The 15,884-nt window shown below is 65.6% G+C and carries 15 protein-coding genes; 10 read left to right on the top strand and 5 right to left on the bottom strand.

What is annotated here, in order from left to right:
- Positions 1-2,288: hypothetical protein (locus ACWDKQ_RS31465; protein ID WP_450142401.1), on the top strand; the 2,288-nt coding region annotated here is incomplete at its 5' end.
- 159 nt (positions 2,289-2,447) lie between these two features.
- Here ACWDKQ_RS31465 and ACWDKQ_RS31460 read toward each other — a convergent pair.
- A complete protein-coding gene (locus ACWDKQ_RS31460) occupies positions 2,448-2,612 on the bottom strand; it encodes a hypothetical protein (RefSeq protein WP_450142400.1) in 165 nt (54 codons plus the stop codon).
- The gene (locus ACWDKQ_RS31455; protein WP_450142399.1) at positions 2,609-2,848 is read right to left on the bottom strand and encodes a zinc finger protein; all 240 of its coding nucleotides are present in this window, start codon (positions 2,846-2,848) and stop codon (positions 2,609-2,611) included. The genes ACWDKQ_RS31460 and ACWDKQ_RS31455 overlap by 4 nt, the downstream gene beginning before the upstream one ends.
- Before the next feature lie 370 nt (positions 2,849-3,218).
- Between ACWDKQ_RS31455 and ACWDKQ_RS31450 the strand changes: the two genes are divergently transcribed.
- Together ACWDKQ_RS31450 and ACWDKQ_RS31445 are read left to right on the top strand one after the other, a co-directional pair.
- Complete coding sequence (locus ACWDKQ_RS31450) at positions 3,219-4,082, top strand: Scr1 family TA system antitoxin-like transcriptional regulator (protein WP_450142398.1); 864 nt, start codon at positions 3,219-3,221, stop codon at positions 4,080-4,082.
- A gap of 126 nt (positions 4,083-4,208) precedes the next feature.
- Complete coding sequence (locus tag ACWDKQ_RS31445; protein ID WP_450142397.1) at positions 4,209-4,589, top strand: DUF397 domain-containing protein; 381 nt, start codon at positions 4,209-4,211, stop codon at positions 4,587-4,589.
- Positions 4,590-4,758: 169 nt separating this feature from the next.
- On the opposite strand, the gene ACWDKQ_RS31440 is transcribed toward ACWDKQ_RS31445, so the two are convergent.
- Positions 4,759-6,267: an HAL/PAL/TAL family ammonia-lyase gene (locus ACWDKQ_RS31440; RefSeq protein ID WP_450142396.1), complete on the bottom strand. Its 1,509-nt coding sequence runs from the start codon at positions 6,265-6,267 to the stop codon at positions 4,759-4,761.
- Between the two features lie 311 nt (positions 6,268-6,578).
- Entirely contained in the window at positions 6,579-7,655 is a 1,077-nt protein-coding gene (locus ACWDKQ_RS31435; protein WP_450142395.1) for a cytochrome P450, read from the bottom strand.
- Between the two features lie 295 nt (positions 7,656-7,950).
- On the opposite strand from ACWDKQ_RS31435, the gene ACWDKQ_RS31430 reads away from it, so the two are divergent.
- From ACWDKQ_RS31430 to ACWDKQ_RS31410, 5 genes are all read left to right on the top strand, one after another.
- The gene (locus tag ACWDKQ_RS31430) at positions 7,951-8,733 is read left to right on the top strand and encodes an SDR family NAD(P)-dependent oxidoreductase (protein WP_450142394.1); all 783 of its coding nucleotides are present in this window, start codon (positions 7,951-7,953) and stop codon (positions 8,731-8,733) included.
- A gap of 72 nt (positions 8,734-8,805) precedes the next feature.
- Entirely contained in the window at positions 8,806-9,075 is a 270-nt protein-coding gene (locus tag ACWDKQ_RS31425) for a hypothetical protein (RefSeq protein WP_450142393.1), read from the top strand.
- A 325-nt stretch (positions 9,076-9,400) separates the two neighbouring features.
- Positions 9,401-9,607: an AMP-binding enzyme gene (locus ACWDKQ_RS31420; protein WP_450142392.1), complete on the top strand. Its 207-nt coding sequence runs from the start codon at positions 9,401-9,403 to the stop codon at positions 9,605-9,607.
- A gap of 214 nt (positions 9,608-9,821) precedes the next feature.
- Entirely contained in the window at positions 9,822-10,052 is a 231-nt protein-coding gene (locus ACWDKQ_RS31415) for a hypothetical protein (RefSeq protein WP_450142391.1), read from the top strand.
- On the top strand, positions 10,040-11,194 hold the full coding sequence (locus tag ACWDKQ_RS31410) for an FAD-dependent oxidoreductase (RefSeq protein WP_450142390.1): 1,155 nt from the start codon (positions 10,040-10,042) through the stop codon (positions 11,192-11,194). The genes ACWDKQ_RS31415 and ACWDKQ_RS31410 overlap by 13 nt, the downstream gene beginning before the upstream one ends.
- A gap of 398 nt (positions 11,195-11,592) precedes the next feature.
- On the opposite strand, the gene ACWDKQ_RS31405 is transcribed toward ACWDKQ_RS31410, so the two are convergent.
- Positions 11,593-11,796, bottom strand: coding sequence for a hypothetical protein (locus tag ACWDKQ_RS31405; protein WP_450142389.1), 204 nt, complete (start codon positions 11,794-11,796; stop codon positions 11,593-11,595).
- 207 nt (positions 11,797-12,003) lie between these two features.
- Between ACWDKQ_RS31405 and ACWDKQ_RS31400 the strand changes: the two genes are divergently transcribed.
- Positions 12,004-13,278 carry a YrhB domain-containing protein gene (locus ACWDKQ_RS31400; RefSeq protein ID WP_450142388.1) on the top strand — a complete coding sequence of 425 codons (1,275 nt, stop codon included), beginning with the start codon at positions 12,004-12,006 and terminating at the stop codon, positions 13,276-13,278.
- A 292-nt stretch (positions 13,279-13,570) separates the two neighbouring features.
- Positions 13,571-15,884, top strand: a 2,314-nt coding sequence (locus ACWDKQ_RS31395) for a WXG100-like domain-containing protein (RefSeq protein ID WP_450142387.1), incomplete at its 3' end; no start/stop codon positions are given.

Raw genomic sequence — 15,884 nt, 5'->3', positions numbered from 1 at the left:
ATGGGCACGGTCGGGTCGTTCTGCTGGACCCGCAGAAGGGAGAGGAAGCCGAGGACGCCGATGTCCTGACTGCGACCGGCATGTGGGTGATCCCGGTACCGGTGCCGGGGGTGGGAGTGGAGGGGGAGGTGGTGTTGCCGCCCAGTGGTTCCCGGTGGCGGGGCCAGGACGGGGGGCTGGGGCTGCCGACTGTGGTGACGGGTCCGAAGCGTCGGGGTGGTGTGTCCGGGCCGGTGGCGGGGAAAGCCGGCGCGAAGGACACGAAGAGGACGCGGGGAAAGGCGGATCAGGATTCGCGGGAGGAGGCGGGCGAGAGTTCACGCGGGGGTAAGCGGCGGAAGGTGGACACAGCCGCTGCTGGGCCTGTGTCCAGGAGTCCGGGTGACGGTGAGAGGGGGGAGCTCACGCCGACGGATCAGGCAGCACAGCAGGACCCGAGAGCGGAGCGGAAACGGAAAAAGAAGGAAGAGAACGCGAAGTATTACCGGGAGAGAAAGGCTGCTGCCGACCGTGTTGCGGTGTTGGAGGGGTTGCAGGAGCAGGGGCCGTTGACTGGGGAGCAGAAGGATGAGCTGGCGAAGCTCCAGCCGAAGGCACAGGCGTGGCAGAAAAAGAAGGAACGGGACGCGAAGTATCAACGGGCGGGAAAGGCTGCTGCCGCCCGGCTTGCGGAGTTGGAGGGGTTGCAGGAGCGGGGGCCGCTGTCTGAGGAGCAGGAGGCGGCGCTGGCGGAGCTCCAGCGAAAGGTGGTGCAGAAGAAGCAGAAACAGAAGGAAAGGGACGCGAAACGGTACCGGGCGGGAAAGGCTGCTGCCGACCGTGTTGCGGTGTTGGAGGGGTTGCAGGAGCGGGGGCTGCTGTCTGAGGAGCAGGAGGCGGAGCTGGCGGAGCTCCAGCCGAAGGTGGCGCAGCCGAAGCAGAAACACAAGGAAAGGGCCGCGGAACGGTACCGGGCGGGAATGGCCGCTGCTGCCCGTGTTGTGGAGTTGGAGGGGTTGCAGGAGCGGGGGCAGCTGTCTGAGGAGCAGGAGGCGGAGCTGGCGGAGCTCCGGCCGAAGGCACAGGCGTGGCAGAAACAGAAGGAAGTGGACTTGGCGCGGTACCGGGTGGGAATGGCTGCTGCGGCTCGGGTTGCGGTGTTGGAGGGGTTGCGGGAGCAGGGTCCGTTGACTGAGGGGCAGGAGGCGGAGCTGGCGGAGCTCCGGCCGAAGGCACAGATGTGGCAGAAGAAGAAGGAACGGGACGCAGAACGGTACCGGGCGGGAATGGCTGCTGCCGCCCGGGTTGCGGAGTTGGAGGCGTTGCGGGGACGGGGTCCGTTGACTGAGGGGCAGGAGGCGGAGCTGGCGGAGCTCCGGCCGAAGGCACAGATGTGGCAGAAACAGAAGGAACGGGACGCAGAACGGTACCGGGCGGGAATGGCTGCTGCCGCCCGGGTTGCGGAGTTGGAGGCGTTGCGGGGACGGGGTCCGTTGACTGAGGGGCAGGAGGCGGAGCTGGCGGAGCTCCGGCCGAAGGCACAGGCGTGGCAGAAACAGAAGGAACGGGACGCAGAACGGTACCGGGCGGGAATGGCTGCTGCCGCCCGGGTTGCGGTGTTGGAGGGGTTGCAGGAGCGGGGGCCGCTGTCTGAGGAGCAGGAGGCGGAACTGACGGAGCTCCGGCCGAAGGCACAGGCGTGGCAGAAACAGAAGGAACGGGACGCAGAACGGTACCGGGCGGGAATGGCTGCTGCCGCCCGGGTTGCGGTGTTGGAGGGGTTGCAGGAGCGGGGGCCGCTGTCTGAGGAGCAGGAGGCGGAACTGACGGAGCTCCGGTCGAAGGTGGCGGGGCGGGAGCGGAAGAAGAAGGCCGGGGAAGTGATGGAGACCGGGGCGGGTGGGGCCCCGATGGGTACGGGATCGGAGGGGGTATCGGGGTGGACTGGGGCGGATCAGGACGACCGGGACGCGTGGTCGGCTGACGCCGATCTGGATGAGTGGCTTGCTCGGGCCGTGGCGGATGTAGATGAGGTGCCGCAGGGTGCGGCAGGTGCTGGGGTGATGCTGGACGAGGGCGCTTACGAGGAGTTTCTCGAGACCGAGTTGCTCGCCTTCCTGGGGCAGGATGCCGACAACGATGCTGCGGGTGCCGACGGTGCCGGGCCGGTGGCCGGCGACGATGATCTCGCTGCGTTCCTTGATGAAGAGGGGGATTCCATCGCGTGGTTTGGGGGTGAAAGCACTGACGGGCTGTCTTTCGGTGAGCCGTTTCTGGAGGATGAGGTGTGGCCGGATACGGGGCGGTAACCGTGCACCGTGTCCTGGAGTATCTGTCCAGCCCGCAGGACGTGTGTTCTTGTCGTTGGGGATGCGGCCGGGCGGTGTGTCGGGGGGAGGGCCACTCCGCCCGGCCGCGCGGCTCGATGCCGCCGCGAGTAGGGGAGGTCGCGGCATCGGGCCGGGTCTTCAGAGCGCGCGAAGGCGCTGGATGATTCGTTCTTTGAGCTCGTGGTCGATCCGGGCCCAGACGGGCGACTCGATGAACCGCCAGACGTAGTTGTCGGTCGTCGGGACGTTGCCGGGTTCGGGGTCGACTGGGGTGCCGTCGGGCCACCGCATGTGGGAGGTCACCGTGGCCAACCCTTCATTTCTTTGAGCAGCGTGTTGCAGTCCTGGCAGGTCTTGGCGTGAATCCAGTCCATCTCGGATGGATTGGCCAGGGCGAAGGTGTTGCCGCAGAACGCTTCGCTGGCTGTGCCGGTGTCCAGGCGGGTGCCCGCGAAAGCGTGCCGTACGAGTCCGTAGGAGCTGGACTCGTCTGGCACTGGCAACCAGAAGTAGCGCTGCTGCGCCTGAGGCTGGGACATGAAGACTCCACTCCAGTGTTCGGGGCTTGTACGGGTGGCGGGCGGCGCGCGGAGCCCGAGGGGCACGCGGTGTCGGGGAACACCGCACGGTCTCGACGCTGCGTCGCCCGCCTCATGTGCCCGGCCCTTCCCAGTCGGGAGGACACGGAACGGCCCGGGCAGGTCTCAAAGGTGTTGGAAAACGTTGCTACAAGCAGCATTTCGTCTAGTTAGGCGTTGATGCACCGGCGTGCCGAGCATGGGCATATCCCGCTCCTTTATAAGGTGGTGTCGATCTCGTCGAGATCTGGATCACGCTGACCTGTTGATCTTAGCTTGATCTAAGCAAGCTAGATAATCAAGTCTTCAGTACCCATCCGATCGAGTGGCTGTGGGCGATACCCTTTGTGATGAAGGGAGGTATCGCCTCGCTCGGCAACGCCGCTTGTCAATCACAGGAGAGGCAGAGCAGATGCCCGCAACTGTTCGCACGGCCAAGAAGCTGCTGCTTGGGCGCGAGATCGCCCACATGATCCAGAAGGCGGACTCGTCGCAGGCCGAGGCTGCCAAACTCATTGAGACGAGCCAGCCGCGCATCGCCAGCCTGATCAGTGGCGCGAGCAGCATCAGCCCCGGCGACCTCGTGCTTCTGGCGTCGAAGCTCGGCTTCACCGATGAGGGCTATCTGGAAGCACTGCGCGACCTGCGCCGGGACAACCACAAGCGAGGCTTCTGGACCACCGGCCACAACCGTGCGTACTCCGAGGACATCCGGCTACGAGTTGACCTTGAGAGGCACGCTGATCAAATCCGTGCAGTTGAGGTCGAGGTCGTACCGGGGCTACTGCAATGCGAGGCGTACGTCCGGGCGATGCACGCCGACCAGCCCGAGATCAACGGCGTGACGCTGGAAGATCGTATCCAGGCGCGGCTGGCGCGGCAGGACATCCTCGACAGGGACGAGCCGCCGCTGGTCCAGTTCGTGCTGTCGGAATCGTGCATCCGGCGAGTATGGGGCGACAACGCCGTCATGCGTGAGCAGATCGACCACCTCATCAAACTCGCCAACCGGTCGAACGTCCACCTCCAGATCATGCCTTTCGACCGCCCGGCTGGTCGACGTTCGCCGATTTCAAGTCCGTTCGTGTTGATTCGCGTGCCATCGCCCGGCGCGGCCGGGCCCCTGGAACTCGCATACGTCGAGGGTGAAATCGAGATCCGGTACGTCGATGACAAGAAGGCGCTCAAAGCGTAGGAGGCGGCGTGGGCACGTCTCGCGAACGCTGCTCTGACATTCGCGGAGACTCGGCGGTTCCTGAAGAGCGTGGCTGCCGACTCCGCACGATCGTCCCCATCCAAGTAACACCGAAGGAGATTGCCAATGAACACAGCTCCCTCGTTTATCTTCGCGGAGACGGAATTCCGGAAGGCCCGTAAGAGCCGCCCTGACAAGGACTGTGTATGTGTCGCCCGCCGGGATGGTTGGGTCGAGTTGCGTGACGACAAGGCGGTGTTCGGCGCGCCAGATGACCACCGGCTGGTGTTCACTGCCGAGGAGTTTGACGCCTTCTTAGCGGGTGCTCGAGAGGGCTGCACCGAGGCGCTGTGCCTGGAGATCGCCCGCCGCGACACAGATGGCATGTACGTGTTTCGCCGTCGTGGCTGGGCAGCCGTCGAGCTGGCGTTCACCGAAGCCGAACTGCTGGCGTTCCAGGACGGCGTCACCCACCACGAATTCGATGCGGTCGCCTACACCGCATAGATTTTCCACAGACCGAAGGCCCAGTCGCCACGTGGTGACTGGGCCTTCATGCTCTCGCGACGGCGGCGTGCCGATGGTCGATGAGACTTTCTTTCTTCGAGCTTGTCATCGCCCTCGGCGTCGCCCACGAGGGAATGCCCTCCGCAGGACTCGCTGACATACCGCCGGATCAGTTGATCCGTTCGCGGGCGTAGTCGTCGAGGACGTCGGCCGCGTGCTGCACGTCCAGGTCGAGCGGACGGTCGGGGTCGATCGGGGGTACTTCGGCGATCAACCTGTCCATCACTGCGGAGCAGGCCGGGGCAGTCGGCCGGCGGTCACCGACGTGCACGGCCTGGCGCAGCGCGACAGCCAACGCGCCGTGCAGCCAGCGCAGCGAACGGGATTGATCGAGCGCATTGAGCGCGGCCTGTGTGCCGAACGGGACAATGTCCTGGTTGTGGAGATTGGTGGGCAGGCTCTGCATCGCGGCCGGGGTGGCGTTGCGCCGCATATCGGCGACGGTGGCCGTGGCGGCGAGCTGGACACCTTGGACGCCGTGTTGTTCACCGGGGATCGTTGCCAGGACGGGTGGCAGACCGCTGTTGCGGTGCGGGTCGACCATGAGGTCCAATTGCCGTTCGGCGAGGTTGCCCATTTGGACAGTGGTGTTGGTGAGCAGGTCGGCGGCGAAAGCCACGGGCTGGCCGAAGAAGTTGCCGCCGTGAGCGATCTCATTCTGCTCGGGGAAGAACACCGGATTGTCGCTGATGCCGTTGAGGTCCACTTCGATGACCGAGGCGGCGTAGTCGAGCGCGGACCCGGCGGCGCCGAGCAGTTGAGGCACGCATCGGATGCTATACGGCTCCTGGAGCCCGCGAGCACCGGTAGGTTCGGTGCCTGCTAGCAGTCCACGCATTTCTCGGCCCACCGCCGCGGCGTGTTCGTGGCCGAATGCCGTGAGCAGGTTCTCGGACAGATAAGCCAGCGTGCACCCCAGTATGTCGGCCATCAGCGCGGACAGCACCTGCGCGGTGAGGTGTGATCGGCGGATCGAGGCGAGCGCGAGGCCGGCGGCGGCGGCGGTCAACGATGTGCCGTTGACCAGTGCCAGGGCGTCGCGCCCGTCCAGTCGCAACGGCTGCAGCCCTGCCCGGTGCAACGCGTCGCCCGCCGGCATCCGGCTGGTACCCAAGTACGCGTAACCATTGCCGCGCAGCGCCTGGGTGGCGTGGGCGAGTGGGATCAGGTCGCCGCTAGCACCAACGGATCCCAGGCGCGGCACAGCAGGGGCGAAGCCGGTACGCAGCATCGCCGCGAGGGCGTCGATGACCGATAACGAAACGCCGGAGTGTCCCCTGGCCAGCGACCAGAGCCGGACCAGCAGTGTTGCGCGTACGACGGCGGCCGGCAGGTCAGGGCCGTGGCCGGTGGTGAGGTGGTTCAGGGTGTTCTCGGCCTGATCGGGCAGCTCGCTGCGCCCAGGAAACTTGACCAGCGGGCCGAGCCCCGTGGTCACTCCGTAGATGGCCTTGCTGGCTGCGTGGGAGTCGAGCACGAACCGGTGGCAGTCCTCGATCCGGCGTCGTGTCTTGTCGTCCGTGACGACGTCGATCGGACGAGCCGCGCGCTCAAGATCGGGCAGCTCGAGAGGGGCGGGAACCCGCAGCACAACGAGATCGGCTGTGTCACTGAGCATCCGGTGTCTCCTGAAACGGTGAAGAGGTTAGCTTTTGCTAAGGTCCTGTCGCGGCAGTCGCACCGCCGAGGGTGCGGCCGATTTCGGGCGCGTGTGAAACCGCTTGGGCGTGAAGAATAACTCAGCCTGCGGCACTCATGGGTGCATCGTGGTGTCCGCGGGGACCGGGCCGTCGTCCAAGGTATTCAGTCGTAGTCACGTAGATGGCGCGATGACCGCGGAGCCTCAGCTCAGTGCTCACTGGCGAGTCCGGGATGGACCCTTCTGGCAGCCGGCATCGACATGAACGCGATGTGCACAGGTACCCGCTCTCAGCTGATCAGGCAGGGCAAGGCCGCCAGGCCCCGGGTCACCACGCTCGTTCGGGCAACGATCTGGTCTGCCGCGACGGCGAACCGCGAGGCAGACCCGGTCCGGGCGAGCAATTCACCGATGGCCACCTGGACCTGAACCCGGGCCAGCGGCACACCGGGGCAGAAGTGCGTTCCGCGGCCGAAGGCGAGGTGGTGGTTGTCGGCGCGGCCGATGTCCAGCTGCGCGGGTTTGTCGAACCGGTTCTCATCGTGCCCGGCGGACAGCAACGAGAACATGATCGGCTCGTGCGCGGGCACGGCAGTCCCGGCGAATTGGGTGTCCTTTCCGGACGAGCGGAAGATCGGCAGATCCAGTGGTGCGGTGTAGCGGGCGAACTCCTCCACAGCGGACGGCAACAGCTGCGGATATGCCCGCAACCGCGCCAGTTCCGCCGGGTGAGTCAGCAGCAGGTGCAGGCCGTTGCCGATGAGGTTCGCCGTTCCTTCTTGCCCTGCGTTGAGAAGGGCGAAGATCCTGGAAGTCAGCTCGGGCCGGTTCAGGTGACCGTCCTTGTGCTCGCGGACCAGGACTGAGAGAAGGTCTTCACCGGCATGCGCTTCCCGGTCCGCGCAAAAGGTCTCGATGTAGTCGTACAGTTCAAGTGCGGGGGCGACGAGTGCATCCGGGGTACCGCCATGAATCGCGGTGACCACCGCATTGGCAAGTGACTGGAAGTGTTCGTGCTGGTCGGCCGGGATTCCGAAGATCTCGGCGAGCGACCGGCCCGCGAACGCCGCCGCGTACTCGGCGACGAGGTCGACCTGCGGCCGTTCGCCGAAGGAGTCGATCAACTCCCCGGCCAACGCGATCAGGCTGGGCCGCAGGCGTTCGGCGGCCTGTGCCCAGAAGGCGGGGGCGAGCATTCGGCGTATGCGTTTGTTGTCCGGTGGGTCGAATTTCTGCACGTCGCCGACGATGGCGGGTCGCACAACTGCGGGCAGCGCGTCGAACGGGGTGCTCACCGGGTGCTGGGTCTGGTCGTTGGACGTGCGCGGGTCGCTCAAGCCCTTGCGCACGTCGTCGTACCGGGTCACCAGCCATGCGCGGCCCCTCCGGGGAAGCGACCGGCGGCACTGGCTGGTTCGCCGGCAGGAAGGCATAGGTGGGAAGCGGGTTCACCAGGAATTCCGGGCTCAGCGGTGTGGTTCAGACGATTTGCTGATTCGTTCATCTGAATTGCCGATCGAATGACGACTTCGCGCGTACTACCATGGCTTAACGCTACGTCCGGAAATGCTTTCGGCAACGGTTGTGCCCGAATGGCCAAAGGTTTGTTCCCTTTTGTGTCGCCGGCGTTGACAATGCGAATGTGCGCCCACAAGTCTGCTTGTGCAGCTTGGCCTGTGTCCCTTTTGGTGTTCGTGTTGTGAACTCGCCACATTTCGGACGAATGGAAGACATGTCGGGCAGACTCGCAGGAAAGATCGCATTCATCAGTGGCACAGGACGTGCTGGAATCGGCCCGGAGTTGGCGAAGATATTCGCCGCAGAAGGAGCCGAGGTTTTCGGCTCGACACGAAATCAGCGGTCGGCCGCCGAGACGGTCGCAGCTGTGCAGGCGGCCGGCGGCGTGATGCAGCGTTCGCTCCGGCCGACCTGCCGGATCCGGCAACGGCGCAGAACTGGATCGAGGCGGGCATCGCAGCGTTCGGCGGGATCGACATCCTGGCGAACAACGCCGGGGACCTGCGTAGCGGGCCGTTCGACGAGCAGCCGCTCGACGACTGCTACTACACGCTGCGCACCGAACTGGACTTGCCGTATCTCTGCACAAGGGCGGCGTGGCCACACCTGCGGGCGCGTGGCGGCGGCGAAGTGATCAAGGGCTCTGTCGCGGGCATGCGTGGCGTGCTGTTCCACCCGATGCTGCCGCACGGCGTCACCAAGGGCGCGCTCATCTCGATGACCAGGCACCTGGCCGCGGCGGGAGCCGACCACAACATCCGGGCGGTCTACATCAGCCCGGCCATGGTGCCCAGCGACGCGACCCAGTCGCACATCGACGCGGGAGAGTTCGACGACCTGATGCGCATCACGCCATCGCGGCGGAACTGCGAACCACGGGAAGTCGCCAACCTCGCCCTGTTCCTCGCCTCCGATGAGGCCACCTAAATCAATGGCGCCAACATCCCGACTCGACGGCGGTGTTTCCGCCATGGGCGGATGACGACAAGGAGTTGGGACGTGCTCACCGACAGTTCGACCGTCGAACCGCTGGTTCGGGCCGCCATCGGAAACGCCATGCGAATCTCCCTGGAAGACTGGCCCGCCGACCAACCGCTAGACGAGATTCCAGAAGGGATCTTCGACAGTTTGGTGCGGCTGGACGCGGTGGCTCGGCTGGAGCAGAAGCTGGGTGCGGGGTCGCTCGACCTGGAGAAAGGCGCCGGCCGACTGGGCAGCACCGCCTCGATTACAGACAGGATCGTGAGCGAGCTTGGTGCCCGGACATGAACCTCGCCCCGGAAACGGCGCTGCGGCACTATTTTGGCCAGGCCGATGGGCCGCAGGGTGGTTGGTCCGTCCGTCGGGACGCGTTCAGCGCATCCCCGCTGGAAGCTGTGCTGAGTCGTGAGGTGCCCGAGGTGGTGACCGTTGGCACCTCCGGATCCACCGGCGTGCCAACACAATGGTCACGCACCCGTACCTGGGCCACCGGTGATTTCGTGGAGGTCGTCGACCCACGGCACTTCTGCTTCCACGGCAGGCGCAATCGGCTCCGCAAGATCAACGGCGTGCGGGTGGACTTCGACGAGGTCGAGCACAGGCTCGCGACACTGTGCCGAGCAAGGACGTCGCCTGCGTCCCGGTCGACGACCCAGTACGCGGCGAGGACTTCACCGTCCTCGTCGTACCGTACGGGCCAGGCGACCCCGATGTCGTCAAGGCAGTCCGGATCGCCCTCAAGTCATGGAACCTCGTGCCGCACGAAGTTCTGGTCGTGTCGGCCATCGAACGCAACGAGACAGGGAAACTACGCCGGTGACGCCAGCCATCGCCATTACCCGAATCATGCTCGACACCGGATTCGGACGCGACCTCGAGCAGACCTGGAGTCGTATGCAGGCAGGAGAAAGCGCCGTGCGCACGACAGGCAAGTTCGAGGTGCCTACGTATCGACAAGAGACAGCGCGGTTGATCTGGCCTCGCTCGCGGCGGCCATTTCGGAAGACGGCCTGCCAGCCGACACCGGTGTGGTCATGGGCACCAACGGTGCCCCCGAAGTGGCATGGCTGACTGGCCACTTGCTCGGCATCAAGGGTTCGCTGTCGGCCATCACATCCGGTGAGGAAACCGCTGCCATCGCCGACGACCACGCACACGGCCTGATACGACAAGGACGTGCCGACACGGTGCTGGTCGTGTGCGCCGACGAGGTGGGCGGTGCACGTGCCCACGTGCTGAGTGGGGAGCCGTTATGCGTGTCGTGATCGCCGGAGCTGGTATCGGTGGACTCTGCCTAGCCCAAGGACTGACCCGGGCGGGCATTACGTGCTCGGTCTACGAACGCAGCCCTGCGATCTCGTGGAGCGGATACCTGCTGCACATGAACGCCGATGGAGGACTGGGCCTGCGCACCTGCCTGCCGCACAACCTGTACGAGCTGTACGAGCAGACTTCGCGCGTCACGCCAAGACGGGATGTCTTCGTCCTGCAGGACTATCGCGGCAACGAGGTCGCCACGAAACCCCACATCGGGCCCCCGAACGACCCGATCGTGCCGCACACCACCGTGCATCGCCGGACGCTGTGCCAGATCATGCTCCACGGCATCGAGAACGTGGTGCACTTCGGGCGCCCGGTGGGCGGATACCAGCAGTCCGCGGCTGGAGTTACTGTCGAACTCGCAGACGGCGAAGAGGTAACGGCCGACGTACTGATCGGCGCGGATGGGATCAATTCAGTGATCCGGCGTCAGCTCTTGCCGGATGCCGAAGTCGACGTGCTCGTCGAGCACGTCTTGCTTTCGAAAGCGCCGCTGACACCCACCCTCCGTCATACACTTCCAGACGCCTTCGACGACAGCTTCGTGATCACGATGGACCCCATCGGCTCACTCATGGCAGCAAGCGTCTTCGAGGCGCGCCGCAATTTCAAAGCCGCGGCAGCGGATTTGGCGCCAGGGCTGTGGCTCGACGAGGTCGATGACTACGTGTCGGTCAGTATCGAACCCGCAGCGGAAAGCATCGGACTATCCCGGACGGACTTCTTCGCCGGTTCCAAGCCTTCTCTCCACACCGTGATGCGGCGTGCAGTCGCCCACTGGCATCCCGGATTGCAGTACCTGGTGGCCAACGTCCTGCCAAGCTCGATCGTGCCCAAGACCAACCGCGTTGTCCGGCCTGTCGCGGCTTGGCGGCCGAGCAACGTCACCGTTCTCGGCGACGCCATCCACGCGATGCCACCCATGCTCGGCGACGGCGCCAACAGCGCCCTCCGAGACGCCGGTTCCCTCGCCACAGCGCTGATCGATGCAGCCGCTGGTCGGGTTGGCCTGATCGAGGCGATCGAAGGATACGAGGATGAAATGCGCACAAGAACCTACCCCTTGCTGGAATCGGCCAACATCTGATCACCGATGTCTGGGGCACGGCCAGTGCCGCAGCGTGATCATCTCAACACCCCTGGTAAGGGAGTTTGGGACTGCTTCCAGTTGGGCATGAGAGCGCTCGCGAACGCGAAGGCGTAGCCGATCTCAGCAGGATGCGGGCGGCGTCGGTGATGACGTTGGCGGCGAGGGTGTCGGTAGTAGCAATACCGGGTCTGGAGTAGAGGTTTGGTGATGCCGGCGTTTGACCAGACCAGGCAGGTAGGCGACTTTGCTGCCGCCGGATTCCGGCGACGGCGACCGGCGGTCCCCAACCTTGGCTGGCTAGTGCCTCGTCAACGAACTTTGATCATCCTATTGATCATCATGCGCTCGCAGCCCACCCACCATCCAGCCGCCTTGGCGGCACCCTCAATGCCCGATCAACGTTGCTTGACGCAGCACTGGTCGACCATGACCAGCAGGGGGCCGTGTTCGGCGGGCTTGTCGAACAATGCCCGCAACTTGGGTTCGCTGGTACGCAGGGGCACATCGTGCGGGCACTTTCCGGTCGGGGCCAAGCCCGCGGCATGGGGCTCGCCCGTGTCGACGTGCAGGTCGAGGAACACGCCATATGTGCTCGTCATGCACCAGCTACTTCGCGTTGCGCGAGACCTGGTCACCGGTCAGGCATCGAAGGCTGTCACGGACAGGAATCTTTCACACACACCACCAGAGAGACAGTAGACTGAGCGGGCAGGTTGTGCCTGACCTTCGGGTAAGCAGCTTGGGTACTTGGTGTGGTGAGCTCATACTGCCCTGGAGATAGTTTTGCGAGTGAGGGGCGGAGGGACATGAACGAGCTCGCGGAGCGGGCGCGCTCCTGGTTGCACGGCACCTATGGGCAGCGTGTGGTGTTGAGGGATGAGGAGGCGATCCTCTCGACGGAGCGGGCTGCGTTCTTCGGTTGCCGCTACGTGGAGTCCGATGAGCCGATGTTGGCGGCGACGGTCTGCGTGCCTCTGGATGGAACGGAGCCGTTTCCCGCGTCCAATGCCGGTCCGCTGGATGAGGCCCTCAACTTGTCGCGGACGGAGCCTGAATCGTGGCGCTGGCGGGTCAACGCGAGTAACTCTGTGATCGCGACGGATGCCGCGGTGAATTGCTGGCCTGCCTCGGCGTTGCCGTGGGATCCGGCCGGCGAGACGCCGGGTTGGTGGGATCGGATGCTGGCGGCGTATTTCCCCGATGCCGAGGTTGTGACCTGCTCGACCTGGGAGGACGCGAGCAGGGCCATTGTGGACGGGGGTGTGGGGACTCGGGCCGTGGTGTGGTTGCGTCGTCAGCTCGGTGGGCGTGAACTGGCCGGTCACCTGTTGTATGCCGACTACGCGGATGACGCTGTGGTCTTTCTTGATGGTCTGAGGGGGACGTTCGCGGAGCAGAATGACGCCGAAGTAGCTGAGCTTGTGGTGGCGCGTTTCCGTCGCCCGCAAGGTGACTCGGTCGGTGGGCTGCTGCCGTGGGAAGTCGCGGCGGGCGAATTCGCTGGGGCTGTTGAGAAGGCGGAAGCGTGGCTGGGATACCGCTATGACGGGGAGGTGGGGCTTGTCTCTCCTGATCCGGTCGATGAGACTGAGCGTGGCTGGTTGTTCGCTTGTACCACCCGGAGTTTCCAGGACAGTGGTGACTGGCGTGACCAGATGCTGGATGCGGCTGTGGTGGTCCCGAAAGCGGCTGGTGAAGAGCCGTTCGGTTTGCCCAACCGTGATCCGTGGGCGTGGCTGGATGACTGGAATGCCGGAAAGCCGGGGTTGATGCCACCGCCGGAGCCCGCGCAAGCCGCGTGGTTTGGTCCCATGGTGGCCCAGCTCGGCCCTGTGGTCGGTGTTAGTGTTCATGAGCATTGGTTCGGGGTTTTGGAGGAGATCGCTTCTTTTCCCGCGCAGACCCAGGTGCTGGTGTGGTTGCGGAGGAGGGATACCCGGGGCCGGGAGAGTGTCGGGCACCTGTTGGTGGCTGTGAACGATACCGATGGTGTTCGGCTGTTTGACCCGATGGATGGGCGTGCGCAGCCGGTCATCGAAACCGCACCGTTCGAGCTCCGGGTCATGCGCTTTGACTCGTGAGTACGAATATGCGCTGCACTTCCCTTTTCGCTCGCGAGCATATCCGTCGAAGCGACGCCTTCATGGATTCGAGTGGCGTGGTGAACCTTGCTGTCTGAAGGAGGCGTGTTCTCGTTGTGAGAGACGTGTTGTGGTTCGGGAGCCGGGCGGCTGAGGTCGCCCGGCTATCGGGTCTTTGCACGTCACAGCACCGGCGGATCCAAGGGCTGGTTCACAGCGGGGCGGAAGGGCTGATTCCCGCATACATCGTTGCCGCCATGTGTTGTAGCGGCGTTGGGGTTGGGTGGTTGTGATGTTTTCGTCGATCATGGTGTCGGAGGGGGCGAGGCGGCTTTTCCAGGTGTTGACCGGTGAGGATATGACGGATGCGGATGAGGGTCTGTTGTTCGCGGTGGCGGATGCGTTGGACTCCGGTGCGGCGGGGGTCGGGGAGATGGCCGGGTTCGTGGCGGAATTGGTGGCGAAGGTGCGGACGGAATTTTCAGGGAAGGCTGCGGACCGGTTCGCCGACGGGCTGGATAGCTTCGATGGGCTGCTGGCCTCGGGTGAGGGGGCGTTGCGGGAGTTAGCGGTGTTCGTGCGGGACCTGGCGCGGCAGGTGCGGTATTTGAAGCTGGCGACGATTTATGGTCTGGAGTTGCTGGCGTTCGAAATGGCGTGGGCGGTGTATTGGGCGCCGGCGACCGGTGGCGCGTCGATGGCGTGGCTGGCGGCGCGGATGGCGGTGATGCGGTTTTTGCTGTCGCGGTGGTGGGGTCAGTTGTTCATGCGGTTGGCGATGGCGGCGGCCGGTGGTGTGGCGTTCAACGTGGTGCCGGATCTGCAGGCCCAGGGGCAGATGCTGGGTGAGAAATCGGCCGAGAAGTGGAACGGGAAGTTCTCCGAGCAGGCGGCGGGGATGGGGGCGTTCTCGGCGTTGGTGTCGCTGCCGTTGTCGGCGGTAGGCGGACTGGTCGGCAACGCGTTGACGAAGGTGCTGGTGCGGGGACTGGGCGATGAGGTGGACGAGAAGATCCTGGAGGCGGCGGCGAAGCGGGCGGTGGACGAGCACGCGGAGAAGTATCCGGTGTCGGCGATGGCGCGCTTCGCGGATGCGGTGGGGGAGCACCTGGATGATTACGCGGGGATGTCGGTGCGGGGCATGTGGTCGGCGCGGTTCGGCAGCGGGATCGGGGAGGCGCTGTCCGAGGGCCTGGGCGAGTTGTTCGGCGAGGTCGGGTATCAGGCGGCCACGGGCCAGGAGGTGACCTGGAACCCGTTCTCGGTGACGGCGGGTGTGTCCGAGTCGGTGTTCAGCGGTGTGGGCAATCTGGCGGGCTTGGCATGGCGGGGCAAACTGCACCCGCAAGGCCCAAGCCCCTACCTCGACGACACCAGCCGACGTGAGGACACCGCCACCGACGGTGGCGGGTTCGACGGGGAGAAAACCCCGCTACTGGGGGCAGGGCCTGGGTCGCAGACAGGGGATACCCCTGGCTCCCCGGGCAAGGACAACACGTTCGATTCCTCCGATACCTCGAAGCCGTCCGATGCTTTGAAGCTGCCCGATGTCTCGAAGCTGCCCGATGCGGACTCTGTTTTCCCGGTCGGGCCGGTGGATTCGGCTGCGGTATCGGTGCCCTCCGGCAAAGACCCCGCGGTGTCCGCTGCCGTGGACGTCACGGACAGCAAGGACGGCAAGGACGGTAAGGAGGGTGCTGATAGCGGCGTGCCGGGCGGGAAGCCGGCTCGTGGTGTTCCAGAGGTGCCCGGTTCCAGGCAGGACCGGCCAGGCACACCGCTGCCGGCACACTCCGACGGGGTAGTGGCTTCCGGGCAGGACCGGTCGGCGACGCCGCCGCCGGCGTATTCCCCTGATGACGTGGTGGGTTCCGGGCAGGACCGGCCGGGCGAGCCGTTGCCGGCACGTTCCGATGGGGTGGTGGGTTCTGGGCAGGACCGGCCGGGCGAGCCGTTGCCGGCACACTCCGACGGGGTAGTGGGTTCCGGCCAGGACCGGTCGGCGACGCCGCCGCCGGCGTATTCCCCTGATGACGTGGTGGGTTCCGGGCAGGACCGGCCGGGCGAGCCGTTGCCGGCACGTTCCGATGGGGTGGTGGGTTCCGGGCAGGATCGGCCGGGGACGCCGCCGCCGCCGTACCGTCCGGTTGCCGGTGGTGATCAGGTGCCCGGAGTGCCTGGTGTGGGTGTGCCCGGGAACCGGCCGCTGGAGGTGCCTACCTCGGCGCAGACACCGGATTCACCGGCGGTGACCCCGCATGCTTCTGGTGCGCCTGTGGATGCCGCGTTGCCGGAGACTGGCAGGGCCGGGTCTGTCGTGGACTCCGGCAGTGGTGTGGTGCCCGCGAGGCATGGGTCCTCGCCGGATGGCTGGACCGGCCACGATGGGCATTCCGGTGCGGACCCGGTTGCGGCGCATGGGGATTCGCATGTGGAATCGGTTGCGGCGCATGGGGATTCGCATCGCCAGGATGGCACTGCGGTGTCGCCGGATTCGACGATGGTGCCGGTGGACGGGTCGCAGCCGGCCCCGCCACTGCATCGGGATCCGGCGGCGGTGCTGCCGGCGGTGCTGCCGGTGGGGTTGCCGGTGGACGCGGTGCGGG

Source organism: Saccharopolyspora sp. NPDC000995, from assembly GCF_053599315.1.
The sequence above is the reverse complement of the archived record's forward strand: the minus strand, read 5'-3'. Positions and strand labels throughout refer to the sequence as shown.

Bases quoted from the DNA above. Each gene is read 5' to 3' on its own strand.
- ACWDKQ_RS31455 (WP_450142399.1), bottom strand. From the start codon at position 2,848: ATGTCCCAGCCTCAGGCGCAGCAGCGCTACTTCTGGTTGCCAGTGCCA.
- ACWDKQ_RS31445 (WP_450142397.1), top strand. From the start codon at position 4,209: ATGAACACAGCTCCCTCGTTTATCTTCGCGGAGACGGAATTCCGGAAG.
- ACWDKQ_RS31415 (WP_450142391.1), top strand. From the start codon at position 9,822: ATGGGCACCAACGGTGCCCCCGAAGTGGCATGGCTGACTGGCCACTTG.
- ACWDKQ_RS31410 (WP_450142390.1), top strand. From the start codon at position 10,040: ATGCGTGTCGTGATCGCCGGAGCTGGTATCGGTGGACTCTGCCTAGCC.
- ACWDKQ_RS31405 (WP_450142389.1), bottom strand. From the start codon at position 11,796: ATGACGAGCACATATGGCGTGTTCCTCGACCTGCACGTCGACACGGGC.
- ACWDKQ_RS31440 (WP_450142396.1), bottom strand. From the start codon at position 6,267: ATGCTCAGTGACACAGCCGATCTCGTTGTGCTGCGGGTTCCCGCCCCT.
- ACWDKQ_RS31400 (WP_450142388.1), top strand. From the start codon at position 12,004: ATGAACGAGCTCGCGGAGCGGGCGCGCTCCTGGTTGCACGGCACCTAT.